At 66.4% G+C, this 20,125-nt stretch carries 16 protein-coding genes and 1 riboswitch; of the genes, 10 read left to right on the top strand and 6 right to left on the bottom strand.

Annotated features, from left to right (window positions below; genetic code table 11):
• Window positions 1-130 precede the first annotated feature (130 nt).
• Both D7S89_RS19800 and D7S89_RS19795 read left to right on the top strand, forming a co-directional pair.
• Window positions 131-1,210 carry an oxidoreductase gene (locus D7S89_RS19800; protein WP_121280209.1) on the top strand — a complete coding sequence of 360 codons (1,080 nt, stop codon included), beginning with the start codon at window positions 131-133 and terminating at the stop codon, window positions 1,208-1,210.
• Between the two features lie 159 nt (window positions 1,211-1,369).
• Window positions 1,370-1,732 (top strand): hypothetical protein, encoded by a 363-nt coding sequence (locus tag D7S89_RS19795; protein ID WP_121280207.1) that lies wholly within the window; start codon window positions 1,370-1,372, stop codon window positions 1,730-1,732.
• Window positions 1,733-1,816: 84 nt separating this feature from the next.
• Here the strand turns inward: D7S89_RS19795 and D7S89_RS19790 are convergent, their stop codons facing one another.
• On the bottom strand, window positions 1,817-2,290 hold the full coding sequence (locus tag D7S89_RS19790; RefSeq protein ID WP_220702186.1) for a GNAT family N-acetyltransferase: 474 nt from the start codon (window positions 2,288-2,290) through the stop codon (window positions 1,817-1,819).
• A gap of 263 nt (window positions 2,291-2,553) precedes the next feature.
• Between D7S89_RS19790 and D7S89_RS19785 the strand changes: the two genes are divergently transcribed.
• A complete protein-coding gene (locus tag D7S89_RS19785; protein WP_121280383.1) occupies window positions 2,554-4,536 on the top strand; it encodes an alkaline phosphatase family protein in 1,983 nt (660 codons plus the stop codon).
• A 152-nt stretch (window positions 4,537-4,688) separates the two neighbouring features.
• Here the strand turns inward: D7S89_RS19785 and D7S89_RS19780 are convergent, their stop codons facing one another.
• The 3 genes from D7S89_RS19780 to D7S89_RS19770 all read right to left on the bottom strand — a co-directional run bounded on the left by D7S89_RS19780 (window position 4,689) and on the right by D7S89_RS19770 (window position 7,637).
• Window positions 4,689-5,321: a LysE family translocator gene (locus tag D7S89_RS19780; RefSeq protein ID WP_121280201.1), complete on the bottom strand. Its 633-nt coding sequence runs from the start codon at window positions 5,319-5,321 to the stop codon at window positions 4,689-4,691.
• A gap of 36 nt (window positions 5,322-5,357) precedes the next feature.
• Window positions 5,358-5,452: riboswitch (ZMP/ZTP riboswitch) on the bottom strand.
• A gap of 33 nt (window positions 5,453-5,485) precedes the next feature.
• Entirely contained in the window at window positions 5,486-6,547 is a 1,062-nt protein-coding gene (locus tag D7S89_RS19775; protein ID WP_121280199.1) for a phytoene/squalene synthase family protein, read from the bottom strand.
• A gap of 157 nt (window positions 6,548-6,704) precedes the next feature.
• A complete protein-coding gene (locus D7S89_RS19770) occupies window positions 6,705-7,637 on the bottom strand; it encodes a DMT family transporter (RefSeq protein ID WP_121280196.1) in 933 nt (310 codons plus the stop codon).
• Window positions 7,638-8,072: 435 nt separating this feature from the next.
• Between D7S89_RS19770 and D7S89_RS19765 the strand changes: the two genes are divergently transcribed.
• From D7S89_RS19765 to D7S89_RS19745, 5 genes are all read left to right on the top strand, one after another.
• Complete coding sequence (locus D7S89_RS19765; protein ID WP_121280193.1) at window positions 8,073-8,699, top strand: TetR/AcrR family transcriptional regulator; 627 nt, start codon at window positions 8,073-8,075, stop codon at window positions 8,697-8,699.
• A 103-nt stretch (window positions 8,700-8,802) separates the two neighbouring features.
• Complete coding sequence (gene iaaH, locus D7S89_RS19760) at window positions 8,803-10,257, top strand: indoleacetamide hydrolase (RefSeq protein WP_121280191.1); 1,455 nt, start codon at window positions 8,803-8,805, stop codon at window positions 10,255-10,257.
• Between the two features lie 80 nt (window positions 10,258-10,337).
• Window positions 10,338-11,810, top strand: a complete 1,473-nt coding sequence (locus tag D7S89_RS19755; protein ID WP_121280188.1) for an MFS transporter — start codon at window positions 10,338-10,340, stop codon at window positions 11,808-11,810.
• Between the two features lie 78 nt (window positions 11,811-11,888).
• Window positions 11,889-12,785 carry a glutamate racemase gene (gene murI, locus D7S89_RS19750; protein WP_121280186.1) on the top strand — a complete coding sequence of 299 codons (897 nt, stop codon included), beginning with the start codon at window positions 11,889-11,891 and terminating at the stop codon, window positions 12,783-12,785.
• A gap of 16 nt (window positions 12,786-12,801) precedes the next feature.
• The gene (locus D7S89_RS19745) at window positions 12,802-13,176 is read left to right on the top strand and encodes a DUF2784 domain-containing protein (RefSeq protein ID WP_121280381.1); all 375 of its coding nucleotides are present in this window, start codon (window positions 12,802-12,804) and stop codon (window positions 13,174-13,176) included.
• Between the two features lie 30 nt (window positions 13,177-13,206).
• On the opposite strand, the gene D7S89_RS19740 is transcribed toward D7S89_RS19745, so the two are convergent.
• The gene (locus D7S89_RS19740) at window positions 13,207-14,940 is read right to left on the bottom strand and encodes a tetratricopeptide repeat protein (RefSeq protein ID WP_147426712.1); all 1,734 of its coding nucleotides are present in this window, start codon (window positions 14,938-14,940) and stop codon (window positions 13,207-13,209) included.
• 287 nt (window positions 14,941-15,227) lie between these two features.
• Between D7S89_RS19740 and D7S89_RS19735 the strand changes: the two genes are divergently transcribed.
• The gene (locus D7S89_RS19735) at window positions 15,228-17,222 is read left to right on the top strand and encodes a hypothetical protein (protein WP_121280181.1); all 1,995 of its coding nucleotides are present in this window, start codon (window positions 15,228-15,230) and stop codon (window positions 17,220-17,222) included.
• 16 nt (window positions 17,223-17,238) lie between these two features.
• Here D7S89_RS19735 and D7S89_RS19730 read toward each other — a convergent pair whose 3' ends face one another.
• On the bottom strand, window positions 17,239-18,933 hold the full coding sequence (locus D7S89_RS19730) for a thiamine pyrophosphate-binding protein (protein WP_121280179.1): 1,695 nt from the start codon (window positions 18,931-18,933) through the stop codon (window positions 17,239-17,241).
• Between the two features lie 539 nt (window positions 18,934-19,472).
• Here D7S89_RS19730 and D7S89_RS19725 point away from each other — a divergent pair.
• The gene (locus D7S89_RS19725) at window positions 19,473-20,060 is read left to right on the top strand and encodes a conjugal transfer protein TraN (RefSeq protein ID WP_245983080.1); all 588 of its coding nucleotides are present in this window, start codon (window positions 19,473-19,475) and stop codon (window positions 20,058-20,060) included.
• The last annotated feature ends 65 nt before the right edge of the window (window positions 20,061-20,125 follow it).

The following is a 20,125-nucleotide window of genomic DNA, read 5'->3' as shown; positions in this document are numbered from 1 at the left end:
AACCAGGCGAGCTCGCGCCGGCGCGCCTCGGGAACAGCCGCTCGATGCATGCCACAATGCCCCCTTTGCCGTCACGGCTCGCGGCGGCGCTTCTCATGCTTCATACGCTCTCAGGCAGAGGAAAGCTCGCATGTCTTCCACGTTGAATCTCGGTTTGATGGGCTACGGCTTCGCCGGCGCGACGTTTCACGCCCCCGTCATCGAACACTGCGGCGCCCCCGCCGCCACGCCCGATACGCCGTACGCGCGCATGGCCGCCATCGCGACGAGCCAGCCCGAGCGCGCGCTCGCCGACTACCCGAAAGCGCAGATCGTCGCCGATGCCGACGCACTGATCGCGCTCGAGCACCTCGACGGCATCGTCATCGCCACCCCCAACGACACGCATTTCGCACTGGCCGCCAAGGCGCTAGCAGCCGGCAAGCATGTGGTCGTCGACAAGCCCGTCACCGTCACGGCGGCGCAAGCACGCACGCTGGCCGCGCTCGCGCGCGAGCATGGCGTGCTGTTCGCGCCGTTCCACAACCGTCGCTGGGACGGCGATTTCATGACGCTGCGCGCGCTCGTCGCGAGCGGCGAGCTCGGCCGCATCGTCCACTTCGAATCGCACTTCGATCGCTTCCGGCCGCAGGTGCGGCAGCGTTGGCGCGAAGAAGCGTCGCGCGGCGGCGGCTTGCTGCTCGACCTGGGTCCGCACCTGATCGATCAGGCACTCGCGCTGTTCGGCGCACCGGACACGGTCCAGGCGACCGTGAAGACGCATCGCGATGCAGCGAACGCGCCCGACTACGTGCACCTGCTGCTCGGCTACGCCGACAAGGAAGTCGTGCTGCACGCGAGCGCGCTGACTGCGATCGAACCGCCGCGTTTCGCGATTCACGGCACCCGCGGCAGCTACGTGAAGGCGGGCCTCGATACGCAGGAGGATCAACTCAAAGCCGGCCTGCGCCCGGGCCAGCCAGGCTTCGGCGGCGGCAATGCAGCCGGTACGCTGCGCGTGCTCGTCGACGACAAGGAAACCCAGCGCGAGCTACCGACGCAGGACGGCGCATACGTCGAGTTCTATCGCGCACTCGCCGCCTCGATCCGCGACGGCGCACCGTTCCCGGTCACGCCGCAGGATGCGGTCGACGTCATGACGATCATCGAGCTTGCCGAGCAAAGCGCGCGTGAAGGGCGGCGTCTGCCATTCGTGCGCGCCGCTGCATAACGTAAGGTGTACGAAAGGAAATCGTCGTGTTTGCGCTCGGCTGAGTCCTTTGTAAGAACATTTCGCGCGTTATAGGCCGATGCGTGTCATCGCATCGACGGGTTCGACCGTTTGTTCCGGCGTGGACCCACCACATCGATACAACACGAGGAGAAATCGATGCAACGTTGGATTCGCGCGGCCGCAGGCTGCGCACTGATTTCGTCGCTGGCCGCTTGCGTCGTGACCGAGACGACGCACACCGCGCCGCCGCCCCCGCCGCGGCCGAACCCGCATGAGCTCGCACTCGAGCGCTATGGCCAGGTCAACTCGCGCATCGACAATCTGGGCCATCGCATCGACAACCGCGTCAATCAAGGCTATTACCCACCGCCTGTCGGCGCGGGCCTGCATCATCGTCTCGACGTGATCCGTCAGGAAGCCCGCGACATGGCGGTGCAGCACGACGGCGGCCTCTCGGGCGAAGAGCAGCGCGTGCTGAACCAAGAGCTCGACGGCGCAGCACACTCGATCGGCGGCTGATGCGGGCGAGCCGGCCGCGCCGTTCGCGACCGGCTCGAGGCGTCAAGCGCAGCAAGGCGGCGACCGAAAGGTCGTCGCCTTTTTTCATGTTGATGCCGATGCAGGCGCGCGGCACCAACGATAGTGCACATCGGGACACCGCTCCTCGTTGTCGCTGCCGTCGCGCCAAGCGAGCGCCACGAATCCATGCCGCTCGTAGAAGGCCGTCGCCGCAAGGTTTTGCGCAAACGTGTAGAGATGCAGGTCGTGCGGCGCGGCGGCTTTGACGTGCTCGAGCAGCGCCGTGCCGATGCCGGTGCGCATATGGCGAGGACACACGTAAAGCTGATCGAGCCACATCGTGCCATCGGCTTCGTTGCGCGAATGCGCGGCCATGCCGACGATCACGTCGCCGTCGCAGGCAACGGTCACGTTCGCCGACGGAATCAGGATATTCGCGATCCAGTCGCGCACAGCCGAGTCCGAGTGAGCCAACGGCGCATACGCCACCAGCTCGCGACGCGATCTCAAGTACAGATCGGCGAGCTCGAAGGCATCCGTCTGGCGAGCGGCACGCAAGATCAATTTGTTCTCCCGGCAATGGTGATCGATCGTGCGTGATGGTAATTGCTGCGCGCCAACCGTGCAGGCACGCCTATCATCATAGGATTGTCACGAGACTGACACATGCATTTCGTGGCCTCGTCATCGTCGATCTTTATCGTTCCCCGTCGCAACGCATTCCCATTCCAAATACAGTCCGCCCGCTCGGACAACCACATCGTTACGCCTTTGAGTCCCCGCATTCGCCGCACACACGCGGCATATCAACGGAGATGTTCATGAAGCGAACGAAAAACCCGGGAAGCAGGCATGCCTTACAGGCAGGTTTCGTAGTCGGTGCAATCGCGCTGACGACCGCCGGTATCGTGTTTCCCTCCCTTGCCCAGAGCCAGCCGCAATCGGCCGCGGGTGCGTCGGGCAATACCGCTACGCCGATCAAGCATGTCATCGTGATCGTCGGCGAGAACCGCACGTTCGATCAGGTGTTCGGCACCTACGAGCCGCACGGTGATCAGCGCGTATCGAATCTTCTGTCCAAGGGTATCGTCAATGCCGACGGCACGCCGGGCCGGAACTTCGCGCTGGCGGCACAATACTCGGCAGAGGCGACCGACCCCACCCGCTTCGAGCTGAGCCCCGCCGTGAAGACCCCGTACAACGTGCTACCCGCACCGAACACGGGCTATGCGCCGACGGCCGCCAGCGACACGAACGCGCCGCCTTTCGCGACGCTCGCCGCCGCGCGCGCAGCCGAAGGCAGCGTGCTCTACCCGCGCGACCTCGTGCAACTGACGACGGGCGCAACGGGCCTGCCGACGCGCGTGCCGGACACGCGCTTCGGTGCGAACACGTTCAACCTGCCGAACGGCCCGTATCAGATCTCGCGCGTGGGCCCGAACTACGACCAGTACATCGCGAGCCCCGTGCACCGCTTCTATCAAGCCTGGCAGCAAGCGGACTGCAACGTGGCGCATGCAAACGCCAAGGACCCGAGCGGCTGCAAGATGGACTTGCTCGCGTGGGTCGAGACGTCGGTCGGCGCGGGCTCGAACGGCAAGCCGCAACCGCCCAGCTTCAACGATCAGTCGACGGGTGAAGGCTCGACGGCGCTCGGCTTCTACAACGTGCAGACGGGCGACATGCCGTACTTCACCGCGCTCGCGCGCCAGTACACCATCAGCGACAACTACCATCAGCCGGTGATGGGCGGCACGGGCGCGAACAGCATCATGCTCGGCACGGGTGACCTGATCTACTACACCGACGGCAAGGGACGTCTGAGCACGCCGCCGGCGAACGAAATCGAGGACCCGCGTCCGCAACCGGGCACCAACAATTGGTACGCGCAGGACGGCTACTCGGGCGGCTCGTATAGCGAATGCGCGGACGCCTCGCAGCCCGGCGTCGGCCCGATCCGCCAATACCTGGCGTCACTGCCGTATCACCCGAGCGCGAACTGCGAACCGGGCGCCTACTACCTGCTCAACAACTACAACCCGGGCTACAACGGCGACGGCACCGTCAACACGAGCACGTTCACGATTCCGCCCTCGCCCGTACCGACGATCGCGGACTCGCTCGAAGCGAAGAAGGTCTCGTGGAAGTACTACGGCGAAGGCTGGAACACGTTCGTCAAGAATTCGCCGACGACGGTCTACTGCAACATCTGCAATCCGTTCCTCTATGAGACGTCGGTCATGAAGAACCCCGCGTTCTTCAAGCAACATCTGCAAGACACGTCGGACTTCTACGCCGACATCGCCGGCGGCACGCTGCCGGCCGTGTCGTTCGTGAAGCCGGGCGGCCTGCTCGACGGCCACCCGTCGTCGTCGAAGTACGGCCTGTTCGAAGCGTTCGTGCGCAAGATCGTCGATTCGGTGCGGGTCCGTCCCGACCTGTGGGCGTCGACCGCCATCCTCATCACCAATGACGAAGGCGGCGGCTACTACGACTCGGGCTACATCCAGCCGATCGACTACTTCGGCGACGGTCCGCGCATTCCGCTCATTGTCGTATCGGCGTACTCGCGGGGTGGGCGTGTCGTGCACCAGTATGCCGATCACGTTTCGGTCCTGAAGTTCATCGAACGCAACTGGGCGCTGGCGCCGGTCACGCGTCGCAGCCGCGACAATCTGCCGAACCCGGTGCAGCTGCGCTCGAACCCGTACGTGCCGGTGAACGCGCCCGCGATCGACGACCTGTTCGATGCGTTCCGCTTCCACGGCGCCGGCCATGAGGACGATGCGGACGAGGATCTTTGAGGAAGGCACGCGTGGGTGCGCGCTTTTCTAACGGTCTAGCCGTCTAGTGATATGCAGTAGAGAACGAAACGCGGCGCGGGCGATCCGTGCCGCGTTTTTTGTGAGCGGCGAGCGCTGGTGTGCCGAAGCCCGACGCGCCGCTCAGCGCGCGCTCAACGGCGCGCTTCGGTCGCCATCCGCACCGCGAGACCCGCGAGCACCGTGCCCATCAGCCAGCGCTGCACCATGAGCCAGGTCGGCCTGCCGGCCAGGAACGCCGCGATCGAACCGGCCATCATGGCCACGACCGTGTTGACCGCCAGACTCGCCACGATCTGCATGCTGCCGAGCGTAAGCGACTGCGCGAGCACACTGCCGCGATGCGGATCGATGAACTGCGGCAACAGCGACAGGTACAGCACCGCGATCTTCGGATTGAGCATGTTCGTCACGAACCCCATCGCGAACAGCTTGCGCGGGCTGTCGGCCTGGAGCTCGCGCACCTGGAACGGCGAGCGGCCACCGGGCTTGAGCGCCTGCCACGCGAGATAGACCAGATACAGCGCGCCGCCGAAGCGCAGCAGGTCGTAGGCGAACGGCACGGCCATCAGCAACGCCGTGATGCCACAAGCCGTGCAGACCATGTAGAAGACGAATCCGAGCGCGACGCCGCCCAGCGAGATGAGGCCGGCCGTGCGCCCCTGGCAGATCGAACGGGAAACGAGGTAGATCATGTTCGGCCCCGGCGTCAGCGCCATGCCGAGCGCGACGAGACCGAAAGCGAGCAACGAACTGGACGTGGGCATTGCATCACTCCTGGGTGATTGTGATCGACTACCAACACGCAATGCCCAGGCGCGCGGCGGCTCGCTTGCAAGCAAGCGGCCCGCGCTCCCCGATGGTGCTCCATCTCATGGCGCCAGTCGCGCGGACCAGACCGATTATTCCACGGTTCGACGCCGCGCGTCTTTTAGCTGCCGGCCAGATGGGCCTCGATGGCAGCGAACTGCGCGTCGATCCATTTGCGCAGCGAGCGCTCCGATACGACGAGCAACACCGAGCGCGCAATGATGCGATACACGTCGCCGCGCGGCACCTTCGACGCCTTGCCGGCATCGAGCCAATGCGGGTTGCGCACGAGCAGCAGCATCGTTTCGAGTCCGATCAGGATCGGCCACAGGCAAGCGAGGCGCAGGCGAATCGACAGCGGCCCCAGCGCGAAGGTGTAGTCGGCGGCCGCCCGGTAGTGTTCGAGCGTCTTACGCACGAGCGCGAGCATCAACGGCTGCGCGCGCGGTGAAGCATCGGACGCGAGCAGGTCCGTGGGGGTCAAGTCGAACTGTGCCAGCATCGTCTGCGGCAAGTAGCAACGTCCGATGCGCAGATCCTTCGCACAATCACGCAGGATGTTCGTCATCTGCAGCGCCTTGCCGAAGCGGATGCCGCGCTGCATGAGCGTCGCGGGGTCGCCGCGCAGCGTGCCCGGCATGTGCGCGTACGTCATCTTCGTCCAGAACTCGCCGACGCAGCCCGCCACGAGATACGTATAGCGATCGAGCTCGTCGTACTCGCGCAGCGCGGCAAGCTGGCCCGAGCGTTCGTCGGGGAACGTACGTAAATCGAACTCCATGCCGGTCGTGAGCGTCGTCACGATCTCGCGCACGGCTGTGCGATCGTCGTCGCTCAATTGCGTGAGCGCGACCAGCGCCGGGCCGATCGATTCGAGCAACTGCTTCTCGTCCGATTGCGTCTGCTGCTGCGCCACCTCGACGGCCAGCCGCTTCGCCAGCGCGCCGCCGTCGTCGGCCGCCGTGCCGTTGATCTGCGTACGCAACGCCAGCAACAGCTCGAGCCGCTGCGCGGGGGCGATCAGCGACGTATCGGCGATGGTGTCGGCGGCACGCGCGAGCAGGTAGGCCAAGCCGATCGGATCGCGCATGCCGACGGGCAGCACACGCAGCGTCAGGTAGAAAGACCGTGAAACGCCCTTCAGAAGCGGGCCCAGTAAGAAGGCCCGAGCGGAATTACGCATGGATGGGTAAGTAGAAGTCGGACAAATGCAGCGCCCGCGCATTGTAGCCGGCACGGCACGTTTCGTTGACTGCCGCGCGGGCGGTGGCGGCAACGGCGGGCGGCGACGACATGCATCGCTGCCGCCCGCCCGCGTGGCGTCTGCTAGGTCGGCACGCTCATCGGCTGTCAGCGTCGGTCGCCGCCGTCTCATGCGCCGCGCACGCCTCGCCGGGTTCGCTCAAGGCGCGCGTGGGCCGCTGTGGCCGCAACGCGAGCGCAAGCCCGGCGAGAATCGCGCCCATGCCGACCATCTCCATCAGGTGCAGCCGATGACCGAAGCACACGTAGTCCATGCCCGCGGTGACGATCGGCACCAGATAGAACATGCTCGTCACGTTCACGAGATTGCCGCCGCTCATGAGACGGTAGAGCAGCAATTGCGCCAGCACGGAGATCACGAGCCCCATCCAAACGAGTGCCACGACGAGCGCCGCGCCGGGCTCGATCGTGAGCGGCTTGAACGCCGCAAACCCCGCGCACAGCGCAAGACTCACGAGGTTCTGCAACGGCAGCACATCGATCGGCGCTTGCCGCAGACGCTTTTGCAGCAGCGAGCCGATCGTGATGCAGGCGAGCGCCGTCAACGCGTACCCGATGCCGTTCGTCGTCAACGTCGGCGTACCGGTGCCGCGTAGGACGATCAGCGCCAGCCCGCCCAGCGCGAGCATGAGCCCTGCCAGACGCGCCGCGCCGTAGCGACGCTCGGTCAGCAGCAGAGTGAGAATCGGCTGTGCGCCGAGGATCGTCGCGAGCAGCCCCGGCTTGATGCCGTCTTCGAGCGAGAGCAGGTAGCAGATCGTGTAGCCACCCGTTAGCAACGCGCCCGTGGCGGCCACGCGCAAGCGCGTGCCCGGCGCGGGCAGCCAGCGTCGTCGCCGCAGGCCGATCGCGCCCAGTACCGCCGAGGCGAGCGCGAAGCGCAACAAGAGAAATGCGAACGCGGACGCGTGCTGCAAGCCCAGTTCCGCGAAGATCGCGGCACTGCCCCAGAGCAGGACGAACAGCGCAGTCGAGCCATATGCCGCATACGCGGCTTTGATGAATGCCATGAAGGGTCACCTGTGTCGGTGTCGGTTCTTGGACTCGCAGCGCGCGCATGCACACCGCCGACGCCTTGACGACGCCAAACGGGCAACGCGCTGCTACGAGGGAACGAAAAAGGAGGCGCTCAGCCGAGCACCACCACCGAGGGCGGTGCGACGGCGATCACCTCGTGCCTCGCGGGAGGGGGAGGCGATGCGACAGCCACAGATGCGACGTCGAAACCGGCCACGCACGCGCGATCGGCACTTGCTATGCAAGCGCGGTCGAGCAAGGCGTTGCGCAACGGGTTCGTCGTCATCGGCAAAGGATGGAATAGAGTCGGGTTCGGGCGAGTGAATTCGTCTGAACTGTCCGCTAGCGTACCCGCAACGCGTAGTTGACGCAATCCGGCTCGGCAGTGCCGCTTGATATTTTGAATCATCAGTCATAATATCTTCAACATGAAGACGTCCACTGCTTCTCAAAAAGGCGGCACCGCGCCGCAACGCGGCCGACCGCGCGAATTCGACGTGAGCGCCGTCTCGGAAGCGGCCGCACGCACCTTTTGGGAGCGCGGCTATCACGCGACCTCGCTCGACGATCTGTGCGACGCGACGGGCCTGCTGCGCGGCAGCCTGTACGGCGCGTTCGGCGACAAGCACGGCATGCTGCTCGCCGCGCTCGACCACTACTCGGAAGGCGCGCTCGTCAGGCTGTCCGAGCGACTCAATTCGGGGCGGCCGGCGTGCGAGGCCGTGCGCGAGGCGCTGCTGCACCACACGCGTGTCGCCGCCACGCTCGAACACCTGCGCGGCTGCCTGATCACCAACACGGCGCTGGAGATGGTGCCGCGCGACGAAGCGGTCGCCACGCGTATCGAGGCCGTCATGCGGCGCGTGACGACGCTGTTCGCGGCCGCAGTCATCCGCGGGCAGGCAGAAGGTGCCTTCGATCCGGCGCTGGACGAGCGCGCCACGGCCGATTTCCTGCTCTGCATGACGCAAGGCTTGCGCGTGGTCGGCAAGGTGATTCCCGACGAGGCACGGCTGGTGACAGCCGTCGACGTCGCGATGCGGGCGCTCGGCTGAAAATTTTTTACCGATTTTTTGACTGAAAAGTAATTAATTCGACTGCGGCAAGACGCGTGCAGGTCGGTGCCTTGCCCTCATACCCTTTCTGCGGAGACTTTGCATGGCCCTGACGGTGGACGAACAGTTGGCGTTGACGGCGAGCGAGGCGGTGGCGGCCATCCATACCGGCCGGATGACGGCACTCGACTATACGAGCACGCTGCTGGCGCGTGCCGAGGCACTGGCGAACCTGAACGCGCTCACGTCACTCGAGGCCGATCAGGCACTCGCGGCCGCGCGGCGCATCGACGCGCTCAGCGTCGAAGAAAGAGCCCGCTTGCCGCTTGCGGGATTGCCGATCGTCGTCAAGGCAAACATCAATGTGGCCGGCATGCGGACCTGCGCGGGCACCCCGTCGCTAGCGCAGTTCGTCGTGCGCACGAGTGCGCCATCGGTGCGCAAGCTCGTCGACGCGGGCGCTATCGTCCTCGGCAAGGCGAACATGCACGAGCTCGCCGTCGGCATCACGAGCACGAACCTCAGCCCCCACGCGCGCCCGGTGCGCAACCCGTATGACCGTACCCGCATTCCGGGCGGCTCCTCGGGCGGCACAGCCGCCGCCATCGCCGCGCGCATCGTACCCGCGGGCCTTGGCACCGATACCGGCGGCTCCGTGCGCATTCCAGCCGCGCTGACCGGCATCGCCGGTCTTCGCCCGTCGGTCGGCAACGGCGGGGCCGAGCGCCGCTATCACGATCCGCAAGCCGTCGTGCCGATCAGTCGGACACGCGATACGGTCGGACCGATGGCGCGCACCGTGTCGGACGTCGCCCTGCTAGACCGCGCAATCACCGATGGCCTGCCGCTCGCGGCCGTGCGACTGCCCGGTCTGCGCATCGGGCTGCCGGCACCGCTATGGCATGGCCTTGATCACGAACTCGAAACGGTGCTGCGCACGGCCGTCGACCGCCTGGCCGATGCCGGCGTCGAATTCGTCGAGGTGGCATTGCCTGACTTGCTGCCGCTTGCCAGCGACATCAGCCTGCCGATTGCGTTTCACGAAGCGAGCGAGGACGTGCCTGCCTGGCTCGATGCGAACGGCGCACCTGTACGCACGATCGCGCAAGTGCTCGCCGATGTGGCCAGCCCCGACGTGCAGCGCATCTACGAAGCCGTGGCCGCCAAGACGTTCGGCGCGCAGTACGACGAAGCGCTCACACAGGGCCGGCCGGCGCTGCAGCGGCTCTATGCCGACACGTTCGCCGCGCAGCGCATCGATGCGTTGCTGTTTCCGACCACACCGCTGCCCGCCGTTCCAATCGACGAAGCCAACGGCTCGTCGACGGTGTCGATCGCCGGTGGCGAGCCGCTCGACGAGATGGCGGCCTACCTGCGCCATACCGATCCGGGCAGCATTGCCGGCATACCCGGCCTGTCGCTGCCGGCAGGTGTCACGCGCACGGGGCTGCCGCTCGGGCTCGAGCTCGATGGGCCACTCGGCAGCGACCGGCGCCTGCTCGCGATCGGCGTGGCGTTCGAGACTGTGCTCGGCGCGCTGCCCGCACCCACGCTGTGACGCCCCAGGCTAGATCGACCGCTGCGCCCGCGTCGCCAGCCCTCCTTCCCTGCTCCGATACTCAAGGCACGTTGATCGCCATGTCATCCGAACCCACTGTTACCGCCGCCCCCGCCGCCCCCGTCGCCGTCGGCTCCGATCGCGCACCGTCGAAAGCAGCCAATACGCTGGCGCTCGTCGTCTTGCTGACCGGTGCGTTCCTCTCGCCGCTCGATTACTTCATCGTGAACCTGGCCCTGCCCGCGATCCGCGCCGGCATCCACGCGAGCGCGGCCGAACTGCAGCTGATCGTGTCGGTCTACACGTCGGCCTTCGCCGTGTTTCTCGTCACGGGCGGCCGCCTCGGCGACCTGCTCGGCCGCAAGCGGATGTTCATGACGGGCATGGCCGGCTTCGTCGTGGCCTCGCTAGGCTGTGCGCTCGCGACGAGCGGCACGATGCTCGTTTGCGCCCGCCTCGTGCAGGGCGCCAGCGCCGCGATGCTCGTACCACAGATCCTCGCGACGATCCGCAGCACGTTTCCGCTTGCGCAACAAACCAAAGTGATGGGGCTCTACGGCTTCGTCTACGGCTTTGCGTCGGTAGCCGGGCAGATCGGCGGCGGCGCGCTGATCACGCTGCACCCGTTCGGGCTCGGCTGGCAGTCGATCTTTCTGATCAACGTGCCCGTCGGCCTGCTCGCGCTCGTCGGCGCCTGGCGCTTCGTGCCGGAAAGTCGCGCAGCCCACGGTTCGCGCGTCGATGCCGCGGGCCTCGTGCTGCTCTCGTCGTTCTTCGCGCTCGTCATCTATCCGCTCACGCAGGGGCGCGAAGCGGGCTGGCCCGCGTGGACGTTCGTGTCCCTCGGCGCGAGCGTGCCCGTACTCGCCACGTTCGTGTTCGCGCAGCACCGCACCCGGCGCGCGGGCGGCGCGCCGCTCGTCGATCTGAGTCTGTTCCGCAATCCGGTCTTCTCGATCGGACTCGTGCTGGCCTTCTGCTTCTACTGCGACAGCGCGTTCTTCCTGACCTATGGCATCTATCTGCAAGCAGGGCTCGGCTGGTCGCCGCTCGTGGCAGGCCTCGCCATCTTTCCGTTCGGCGCGGGCTCGATCCTCGGGCCGCTCGTGTCGCCCGCGCTCGTGCGCCGGCTCGGCCACCATGTGCTGACGGCGGGCTTCGTCGCGCTCGCCGCGGGGTTTGCCGCATCGTGCCTCGCCTCGTTGCGGGTCGTGCCGACCCTGCCGTTCTATGCCGGTCTCGCGCTGGCCGGCATCGGCCATGGCATCGTACTGCCCAGCGTCGTGCGCATCGTCATCGGCGAAATCGAGCCAGCCAAGGCGGGCCTCGCGTCGAGCGTCGTCACATCGATGCTGCAAATTGGCTCTGCCTTCGGCGCCACGGCCATCAGCGGCGTGTTCTTCTCGGCCGTGGCGCACGATGCATCAGCGGCCGGCTACGCACAGGCCTACCGCGGCGGCATGCTCATCGTGTCGCTGCTGTTCGTCGCATGCATCGCACTCGCCTTCGTGATGTCGGCTCGAGCCCACACTCGAGCGTCGGTTGCTCGATAAGCCCTTATACTCGCCGATCGAACGATGCGCTTGGCCGCTTGTGCGGCCATCGCCCCACTTCGATTTCGATCGCATACCATGTCCCACGCTTGCGCACCGATCGGCGTCTTCGATTCCGGCCTTGGCGGCTTGTCGGTGCTGCACGCGATTCGCGCGCAGTTGCCGCACGAATCGATCGTCTATCTGGCCGATTCGGGTTACGCCCCCTACGGTGAGAAAACCGACGCCTTCATCCGCGCACGCAGCGCGGCGCTCACGCGCTGGCTCTGCGCCCAGCGCGCGAAGATGCTCGTCGTCGCCTGCAACACCGCCACCACCCATGCCATCGCGAGCCTGCGCAGCACGTTCGCGCTGCCGATCGTCGGCGTGGAGCCCGGCGTCAAGCCTGCCGCGCTGGCCTCGGGCAGTGGCGTGGTCGGCGTGCTCGCCACCGCGGCGACGCTGCGCAGCGATCGTCTGCGCACGCTCCTGGCGACGCATGCCAACCATTGCCGCGTCGTCTGCCAGGCCGGCCACGGTCTCGTCGAGCTGATCGAGCAAGGTCACGTGGCCGGCCCCGAGATGCATGCGCTGCTCACGCGCTATCTCGAGCCGATGGCGCAGGCCGGCGCCGATACGGTCATCCTCGGTTCGACGCACTATGCCTTGCTCGTGCCGACGATCCGCACGCTTTTCGGTGACCGGTTCACGCTGATCGAGACGGGCTCGGCCATCGCACGCCGGGTCGATATGCTGCTGACGGAGCACGGCCTGCACGCAGACGATGACCATGCAGCCTCGCTGCGGCTTTGCTCGACGGCGCTCGATCCCGTGCCGCGCCAAGCGTTGGCGCGCGTGGCCACACCGCTCGCCGGCTTGTCGGGGCAGGCAACGGCCGATGTCGAAATGGTCGACATCGCCATGACCGATGCCGACTTCGAGCGCGCCGATGCCATCGGCGACCTTGGCGCGCCAACAGCGCCCCTTTGCGGCTGACGTCCGCTTGACCGCGATGAACGCGCTCGCCAACGCCGTTCTCGTGGTGCACACGCTCGTCGTGCTGTTCATCGTCGGCGGGTTCACGGCGATCTGGATCGGTGCGGCGTGCGGCTGGCAATGGGTGCGAGAGCCGCGCTTCCGGTTCACGCATCTGTGCGCGATCGGCATCGTCGCGCTGCTGGCCGTGCTCGACATTCCCTGCCCGCTGACGACCCTCGAAGATTGGCTGCGGCACGGCACCACGGGCTCGCAAGGCTTCATCGAGCATTGGCTCGCACGCCTGATCTACTACGATTTTCCCGCGTGGGTCTTCACGCTCGCCTATACGCTGTTCGCGCTGCTCGTCCTGCTGAGCTGGCGCTTCGTGCCGCCGCGCAAGCGACACTAAGGGCGCGACGAACGGTAGCCAGCGTAGCGACTACTGAGCCGACGAATCGGTGAGCCGTGCCGCCTCGCGATGCGTCGCATCGGCTTCGCGCGGGCGGCCCGTCTCGCCGTAAAGCCGGGCGAGGTTGCCGAGCGTGCGCGCGTAATCGAGCCGATACGCGGCGGGCTCGATCCTGGTCAATGCGGCGTACAGCACGATCGCACGACGATACGCTTGCTCGGCGCCACGCGGCTCGTGCAGGCTGCTCAGCAGCACGCCGAAGTTGTTCAGCGTACGCGCCTCGTCGGGGCGATACGCAGCCGCATGACGCGGCGACAGCGTGCGGTAGGCGGCCAGCGCCTCGCGGTACGCCGTACGCGCCCGCCCGGGCTGCCCGCGCATCCGGTACAGCACGCCGAGGTTGCCGAGCGTGCGCGCGACCTCGGGCACGTATGCCGCCGGATAGTCGCGCGCCAGCTCGCGACGCAACCCGAGTGCTTCGTCGTAGACTTGCTCGGCATCGTCGAAGCGGGAGAGCTCCGCGTACAGGTTGCCGAGATTGTTCAGTGTGCGTGCAAGCTCGGATTGGTAGGCAGCTGCGTTCGCATGGGCCAGCGTGCGCTGAATCACGACCGCTTCGAGCAAGGCGCGCTCGGCATCGTCGGGACGCTCGGTCATGTCGTCCAGGATGCCCAGATCGTTCAGCGTCACCGCAACTTCGGGGGCGAACTCGGCAGGCGCGCGACGCTCCAGTGCGCGCTCGAGCTTGAGCGCCTCGCCATAAGCCTCGATCGCGCCAGGCAGACGGTGCAGGTCGCGATACAGCATGCCGAGGTCGGCGAACGTCGTCGCCAAATCAGGGCCGTACGCGAGCGGATGCTCGCGCGCGATCCCCCAATAGACGCCCAGCGCATGCAGATACGCCATCTCCGCCTCCTGAGGCAGATGCTCGGCTTCGTAGAGGCGGCCGAGCCGGGTCAGCGTCATCGCAATGCGCGGGCGCCAACGGTCGGGCTTGTCCTGGGCGAGCGTCTGGTAGCGGATGATGAGGAATTCGTCGAGACGCTGCGCCTCGTCGAGTCGACGCGCGTCGTCGAGCAAGTCCGCGTAGATGGCAGCGATCTCGATGTCGTCCGGCACGAGCGCATGGGCGAGCTCGGCAAAAGTCAGCGCGCGCTGCGGAGAAAAGCGCAGCCACTCGACGATCGCCGACTCGTAGCTGCGGACGGCCGTCAGATCGTCGGGCTCCTGGGGTTCGATCAGCTGCTGGGCGAGCAGCCTGGCGGCGCGGTCCAGATCGAGCTGGTCGATCGCATCGTCGACGTCGCGCTCGAGCGGATCGGTCGTGCGCGCCATCGCGATGTCGTCGAGCAGTTGTCGATAGCGCTGACGCCACAGGCGTGCCGTCGAGACGAAATCGTAGTCGGGGTGTGCTTGCGCCTGCTCGGCGAGACCGGCCAGCAGAGGTGCAACGTGATCGAGCGCCCGCGCGCCGACCCCGCCAAGCAGGACGTTCGCCGCTTGCGCGAACGCCGCGCGCTGACGGTTGGTCAGCGCGGCGTGCCGTGCCGCGCGATCGGCCGCCATGATCAGGCGCTTCTGCAATGCCGGATGCAGGTCACATGGGGTCTGCAGGCGAAAGCCGTGCATGACGTCGGCTTCGGAGAACGCGGGCGTGCAGGCGGAGTCCGTCGGTGCCGGCAGCGGTTCCGCCGGCACGCCGCGGGCCATCGCGGCCGCAAGGCAGATACCCGCTCCCCAAATCCGCACGCGCCCCGTTTTCATAACCGTCTTCTTCTGCCCGTCAGAAGCTCCATGTAGAACGAGTGCGGCGCCGCCGTATGTTAAGCACCGAACATCCCTATGCCGCGCGCCATTGATCTTTGGCCGGCCCCAGCACATAGTGTCTCGCAATAGCGCGTTCGCCCGCACGCGTCGCTGATGCGTGCGCTCCAACTTATTCCTATCAGGCGAACGTGAACCGCCGCGCGAGGCATGCGTTCGTTCGCGCATCAAGCGCGTCGCGCCGATCCGCCGAGGGGACGCCGGGCATCGATCAGCCACGAGACCCTATGCATACGCAAGCGACGTCGAAGGCGGCGCATGTGGTGGCGTGCATCGGCTGCGGCACCGCGCTGCCGCCCGAATGCACGACCTGCCCGCGATGCGGCCGCCCCGTTTTGCTGCGCACAGCAGCGCGCGCCGGCCCCCCTCCTCGTACTGCGGGCGACGACGAGCGCGCGCAGGCGCAAACGCGCGCTTCCTCTGCGCTGCCGCGTCACTTCACACAAGCTGATCCGAACGGCGCCAGACGGTGGGGGCTGAGCCGCGGCACGGCCTTCATGTTGTTCGGATTTGTGCTGGCATTTGGCACCTACATCGCGATCGCAGAGCATGAGAACGCGCAGGTCAAATGGCGCGCAGTCGGCGGCTCCGTGGCAAAGCGAGCGCCATCTGATACGACGAATACCGCTGTAGCGCCGCCGAATCCGGCGACGAGCGATGCGCTGGTCGCGTTGCTTGCCCAGCAGATCGCGAGCGTGCGCGACGAGGATGCGGCCGACGCGGAACGGTTGCGCAACTTGCCGTCGCAACGAGGGCGTCAGCGCCACGATCACGGCCGATCATCGGGCGAGACGACGGTGGCTGCGGCGTCGGCACCGTCGGTGGAGAAGCAGTCGATTGCGGTACCGCCAGTACAGCCCCTGGCTGACATGGCCGTTCCGGTGAAACCAGCGCCACAAGCGCAGAAACAGGCACCGGCGTCGGCGCCGCCCCTGACGCAAGCAACTCCGCCCGCCATGCCCAAGCTACCGATCCCCTCTGCCCCGGCTCAACCGCCAGCTCAGTCGATCGTGCAATCGCCGAAGCCATCACAGCAGCACGTCGCTGAGGTAACCGTTCCGACGAAACCGGCGCCGCAAGCGCAGGCGCAGGCGACGCCACCCGCCATACCCAAGCCGTCGATCCCCTCTGCCCCGGCTCAGCCGCCAGCTCAATCGGTGGTGCAATCGCCGGCGCCGTCACAGCAGCACTTGACCGAGGTAACCCGTTCGACGAAACCGGCGCCGCAAGCGCAGGCACCGGCATCGACGCCCCCACTGGCGCGGGCAACTCCGCCTGCGATGCCCAAGCCGTCGATCCCCCCGGCCCCGGCTCAGCCGCCAGCTCAATCGATGGTGCAATCGCCGGCGCCGTCACAGCAGCACTTAGCTAACCTGACCGCTCCGACGACACCACCGCCAAGAGCTCAGGCACCAGCATCGACGCCGCCTCTGGTGCAAACGACACCACCTGCCGCGCCCAAGCCATGGCTCCTGCCTGCCCCGGCGCAATCGATGGTGCAATCGCCTACACCGCCGCCACAGCACTCGACCGACCTCGCTATTCCGACGAAACCAGCACCGCAAGCGCAGATGCCGGCATCGCCCGCGGCAACGCGGCTGGCGCAGGCGGCGCCCCACGCGCCACATAGACGGACGACCACGCCTGGTCGGCCTCATCCGCCGGCCCGGGCGGTCGCACAGGCGCCGAAGTCGCCGGCCGCCGCAACGCCGGCATCCAAGCGCCAAGCCCCCATTCTTGCCGAGCAACTGGCCGAAGGCCCGGCAGCCGGCTGCAGCGGCAACGAACCGATCGATTGCACGACGACGCGGGACGCGCCTGTCGTGACCCTCGACACGCCTTTCGATTCGCACTCCGAAGAACATGCCGACGCACCCGCCGGCACACGCACCGAAGCCGAAACCGCAGCCGACACCCGAGCGAACACGTCGGCCACGGTGTCGTCGGGCGTCGTACTGCGCCCGGAACAAGCGCCTAACGTCGAGGCGGCCCCACCTTCATCATCGACGGCCCAGACCGCGCACGCCCATACACCCGAGCGCACGGCCTCGGCCTCGCATCGTCACCCGAATGCGACACGACATGTCCGTGCGCATACGACGAATACGAATACGAGTCCGAGCGCCTGGCCAAGCTGGCCACAGTGGCTCGCGGACCTCCCGCACGACACGCGCCGCGAGCCGCCACGCCAAGAAAGAGATCCGATCTATCACGGCCGCTGACCGCGCGGCCCCGGCCCTACTTGCGCGTGCTGAGCCCTTGCTGGCGAATCTGCTCGAGCGTCGCGCCCGGCGTGCTGACTTCCTGTGGCACGCGGATCTCGATCAACGCGGGCCGTCCGCTTTGCACGCAGCGCTCGAACGCGGGCAGGAAGTCGGCCGTGCATTCGACGGTCTCCCCGTGCGCGCCGAACGCCCGCGCAAAGGCGGCGAAGTCGGGATTCGTGAGCCCCGTGCCGTGCGTGCGCCCCGGATAGTTCCGCTCCTGGTGCATCCGGATCGTGCCGTAATGGCCGTTGTTGACGACGATGACGATGACGGCAAGGCCATATTGCATTGCCGTCGCGAACTCCTGGCCGGCCATCATGAAGCAGCCGTCACCGGCGAACGCCACTACCATGCGGTCGGGATGAAGCACCTTGGCCGCGATCGCGGCGGGTACGCCATAGCCCATCGCACCGCTCGTCGGCGCAAGCTGCGAGCGAAAATGCCGGTAGACGAAATGCCGATGCAGCCAGATCGCGTAGTTGCCGGCGCCGTTCGTGACGATCGCATCGCCTGGCAGACGCTCGCGCAGCTGAACCATGATCTCGCCAAGCTGCACGTCGCCGAGCATCGGTCGCGGCCGGCGCCATTCGAGGTAAGCGCGATGCGCCTCGGCCGCGCTGCCGGCCCAGACCGGCGCCGAGCGCGGCACCATGGCGGCGAGCGCCTGCGCGATCTCGGGCATGCCTGAGACGATCGGCAGATCGGCTGCATACACGCGCCCGAGCTCGTCGGCGCCTTGGTGCACGTGCACGAGCGTCTGTTTCGTCTTCGGAATGTCGAGCAGCGTGTAGCCGCCCGTCGTGGCTTCGCCCAGGCGCGGCCCGATCGCGAGCAGCAGGTCGGCCTCGCGGATGCGCGCGGCGAGCGCAGGATTGATGCCGAGCCCTACGTCCCCGGCGTAGTTGGGGTGGTCGTTGTCGAGCGTGTCCTGATAGCGGAACGCACAGCCAACCGGCAGCTGCCACGTTTCGACGAAGCGACGCAGATCGGCGCAAGCCTCCTGCGTCCAGCCGCTACCGCCGACGATCGCCATCGGCCGCTGCGCCGTTTCGAGCAGCGCGCGCAACCGCTCGGTCTGCGCCGGCGACGGCGCCGCGGCGATGCGCTGATACGTCGGCGCAGCGGGCACCGCAGGGCAGGCATCGGACAGCACGTCCTCGGGCAATGCAAGCACGACAGGTCCTGGCCGCCCCGCGCAGGCGACGTGAAACGCGTGGCTCAGATATTCGGGAATGCGGCGCGCGTCGTCGATCTGGGCGACCCATTTGGCCATCTGGCCGAACATGCGACGGTAGTCGATCTCCTGGAACGCTTCACGATCGAGGTGCTCGCGCGCGCACTGGCCGATGAACAGCACCATTGGCGTGGAGTCCTGATAGGCCGTATGCACGCCGATCGACGCATGAGTGGCGCCGGGGCCGCGCGTGACGAACGCGACGCCTGGGCGCCCGGTCAGCTTGCCCGTCGCTTCGGCCATGTTCGCGGCTGCGGCCTCGTGACGGCAGACGATCGTTTGGATGCGCTCGGTTTCGTCGTGAAGCGCGTCGAGCACGGCGAGAAAGCTCTCCCCCGGCACACAGAACACTCGGTCGACACCGTGCGTGAGCAAGGCATCGACCACGAGCCGCGCACCGGACACGATGGCGGAATCGGCAACATTCGTCATGAAGCGGCAACCTCCTGGCTGATTGGAAAGCGGGGCAGAAGCGGCTTCGACAGCTTACGCCGAGCGTCTTCACGCCGCTACCTGCAAGCTTCGGAGTGCGCGCTACCGGTATGACAGGTCCGTCATCGTTATCCCAACGACCTATGCGAGACGAGCCGAGCGGACCGCGATACTCATCCGATGATCATTCGCAAATCGAGGCCGATCCCCTACACAGGACGCCGGCCTTCCGCCGTCAAAAGAACGTCGATAGTCGGTCAAGTTGCGGCCGGCCCCGCGCCTATGCGCGAATTCGGCTTTCCACCTTCACTCATGGAGCCGATATTCTTGTTTCGAAACGATCAGGAACTGAAGCACCATCCGCGCTACATGGAGGCAAAGAAAGGTTCGGCTGACGCAGCGATCGAAATCATGAGCGATCTCGCCATGCCGCTTCTTAAGCGAATGTCCGACTTGATCGAAAGTCGCTCGCTGCCGAAGGATGCCATTTTCGTGGTGCCTCACGCACGCGAAGCCTTGGGGACAACGCGATACCACAAGTGCTGGCGGCTTTGCTTTCGCTCTACGATGGCGTGTTGGACCAAGACATCGTGCAAATGTCGAAGGTGTATCACACGGGCGCCGATCCAATGGAAAGGCTGAACTTGCGTCCGTCGTTTCATGGCCGCGTCGAGCGGGGCCGGGACTACGTGCTCGTGGACGATGTGACGACGCTTGGGGGAACGTTGTGCGATCTCGCCGACTTTGTCCGGTGCGGTGGGGGAAATCCCGTTGCGGCCGTTGTCCTGGTGAACGCAAGCCGGTCTGGTAAACTTTTCCCAGCCCAGAAAACTGTTTCATTACTGGAAAAGAGGTTCGGCAATGAAATCCGCGAAATCTTCGGCATTGCGCCGCAGGCACTCACCGCTGACGAAGCCCAGTACCTCATCGGGTTCCGTTCTTCTGAGGAAATCAGAGATCGTAGTGCTCAAGCAAGGCAAAAAACGGATCTCCGACTCCGCTCTAAGGGCATTTTCCTCGATGAAGTTGGCGCCAGACAAGAAATGAGGCGCCACGGCCGAGTCCGCTTTCCCGGTACTAGCGCCGGGCTCTCGACTCGACATTGGATCGGCAAGCGATCACGATGAACCGCCTATCAGGCGGTTTCTCTTTTAGGAGGGCGTAGCGCCGCCCCCCGGTGGACCGGGTTTCC

The organism is Trinickia fusca (genome assembly GCF_003628145.1).
Classification (GTDB): domain Bacteria; phylum Pseudomonadota; class Gammaproteobacteria; order Burkholderiales; family Burkholderiaceae; genus Trinickia; species Trinickia fusca.
This window is presented reverse-complemented; position numbering and strand designations above follow the sequence as displayed.

Bases quoted from the DNA above. Each gene is read 5' to 3' on its own strand.
- D7S89_RS19800 (WP_121280209.1), top strand. From the start codon at position 131: ATGTCTTCCACGTTGAATCTCGGTTTGATGGGCTACGGCTTCGCCGGC.
- D7S89_RS19795 (WP_121280207.1), top strand. From the start codon at position 1,370: ATGCAACGTTGGATTCGCGCGGCCGCAGGCTGCGCACTGATTTCGTCG.
- D7S89_RS19785 (WP_121280383.1), top strand. From the start codon at position 2,554: ATGAAGCGAACGAAAAACCCGGGAAGCAGGCATGCCTTACAGGCAGGT.
- D7S89_RS19780 (WP_121280201.1), bottom strand. From the start codon at position 5,321: ATGCCCACGTCCAGTTCGTTGCTCGCTTTCGGTCTCGTCGCGCTCGGC.
- D7S89_RS19775 (WP_121280199.1), bottom strand. From the start codon at position 6,547: ATGCGTAATTCCGCTCGGGCCTTCTTACTGGGCCCGCTTCTGAAGGGC.
- D7S89_RS19770 (WP_121280196.1), bottom strand. From the start codon at position 7,637: ATGGCATTCATCAAAGCCGCGTATGCGGCATATGGCTCGACTGCGCTG.
- D7S89_RS19765 (WP_121280193.1), top strand. From the start codon at position 8,073: ATGAAGACGTCCACTGCTTCTCAAAAAGGCGGCACCGCGCCGCAACGC.
- iaaH (WP_121280191.1), top strand. From the start codon at position 8,803: ATGGCCCTGACGGTGGACGAACAGTTGGCGTTGACGGCGAGCGAGGCG.
- D7S89_RS19755 (WP_121280188.1), top strand. From the start codon at position 10,338: ATGTCATCCGAACCCACTGTTACCGCCGCCCCCGCCGCCCCCGTCGCC.
- murI (WP_121280186.1), top strand. From the start codon at position 11,889: ATGTCCCACGCTTGCGCACCGATCGGCGTCTTCGATTCCGGCCTTGGC.
- D7S89_RS19745 (WP_121280381.1), top strand. From the start codon at position 12,802: ATGAACGCGCTCGCCAACGCCGTTCTCGTGGTGCACACGCTCGTCGTG.
- D7S89_RS19740 (WP_147426712.1), bottom strand. From the start codon at position 14,940: ATGAAAACGGGGCGCGTGCGGATTTGGGGAGCGGGTATCTGCCTTGCG.
- D7S89_RS19735 (WP_121280181.1), top strand. From the start codon at position 15,228: ATGCATACGCAAGCGACGTCGAAGGCGGCGCATGTGGTGGCGTGCATC.
- D7S89_RS19730 (WP_121280179.1), bottom strand. From the start codon at position 18,933: ATGACGAATGTTGCCGATTCCGCCATCGTGTCCGGTGCGCGGCTCGTG.